Annotated in this window: 2 protein-coding genes; both read right to left on the reverse strand. The window is 45.4% G+C overall.

Going from position 1 to position 1,129, the window contains the following annotated elements; translation table 11 throughout:
* Positions 1-470 (reverse strand): LysM peptidoglycan-binding domain-containing protein (locus R8N46_RS25205; RefSeq protein WP_318189776.1); only part of this gene is annotated, 470 nt, incomplete at its 3' end.
* 14 nt (positions 471-484) lie between these two features.
* Complete coding sequence (locus R8N46_RS25210; protein ID WP_318189777.1) at positions 485-1,111, reverse strand: protein-L-isoaspartate(D-aspartate) O-methyltransferase; 627 nt, start codon at positions 1,109-1,111, stop codon at positions 485-487.
* Between the last annotated feature and the right edge of the window lie 18 nt (positions 1,112-1,129).

Consider the following 1,129-nt stretch of genomic DNA (forward strand, 5'->3'; position numbering starts at 1 on the left):
TCAACTTTCTTTGGCGGCTCTTTTTGTGCGACTTTAGTCGGAGTTGTTGTAGGCTTTTGACTAGAGCTTTTACTTGAAGTCACAGGCTTTGTCGTCGTCGTTGGCTTCACCACTGGCGGCGGTGTCGTTGTAACTACAGGTACTACAACGGGTTCAACTTTTTGGCCATATTTTGGCGCGACATATTTCGGAGCCCAAAGTTTTAGCTTTTGACCTGGATAAATGGTGTAAGGCTGAGAGAGTTCGTTGTAACGTACAAGATCATTTACATCTTTATCTGTGACGTAAGCAATGAAATAAAGTGTGTCACCTTTCTTTACTTCGTAGTAACTCCCTCTATAACTACCACGCTCAACGCTCGAATAATCCTTCTTTAGGCTGGAAACAGGCGCAGGTGAGTGAGCCGCACAACCAACGAGTCCCGCAGCTAATACAAAGCTAATACCAATATGACGCAGTAACTTACTCACCTAACCTCAGATCCTTAAGCCAAATCACCCGCCACAAGAGGAACAAAGCGAACCATTTCCACAACGGAAGAAAGGTACTCGTCACCCTTGCGTTCAATTTTAAGTAGTTGCTGCTCAGCATCTCCGACAGGAATTACCATTTTACCGCCATCTTTTAGCTGTGAGAGAAGCGCTTGGGGAATCACTTCTGCAGCAGCGGTAACAATGATGGCGTCAAACGGACCTTTCGTTTCCCATCCTAACCAGCCATCACCATGCTTCGTCGAGACATTGTAGATATCAAGTTGCTTAAGACGACGTTTCGCTTCCCATTGCAAAGATTTGATGCGTTCAACGGAATAAACATGGTCAACGATTTGTGCTAAAACTGCGGTTTGGTACCCAGAACCGGTTCCGATTTCCAAAACGTTACTAGCACGTTGAAGCTCAAGCAGCTCGGTCATGCGAGCGACGATGTAAGGTTGAGAAATAGTTTGTCCCTGACCAATCGGTAGCGCATTGTTATCGTAGGCTTGGTGCATCATCGCTTGAGAAACAAAGCTCTCTCTCGGTAAACAATGCATTGCATCCAAAACGCGTTGATCTTTGATGCCACTGGAGATAAGAAACGCTATCAACCTGTCAGCATGTGGGTTACTCATTACTTCTCTTCCTTTAAC

The sequence above is a fragment of the Vibrio sp. 1874 genome, assembly GCF_033344395.1.
Lineage (GTDB): Bacteria > Pseudomonadota > Gammaproteobacteria > Enterobacterales > Vibrionaceae > Vibrio > Vibrio alginolyticus.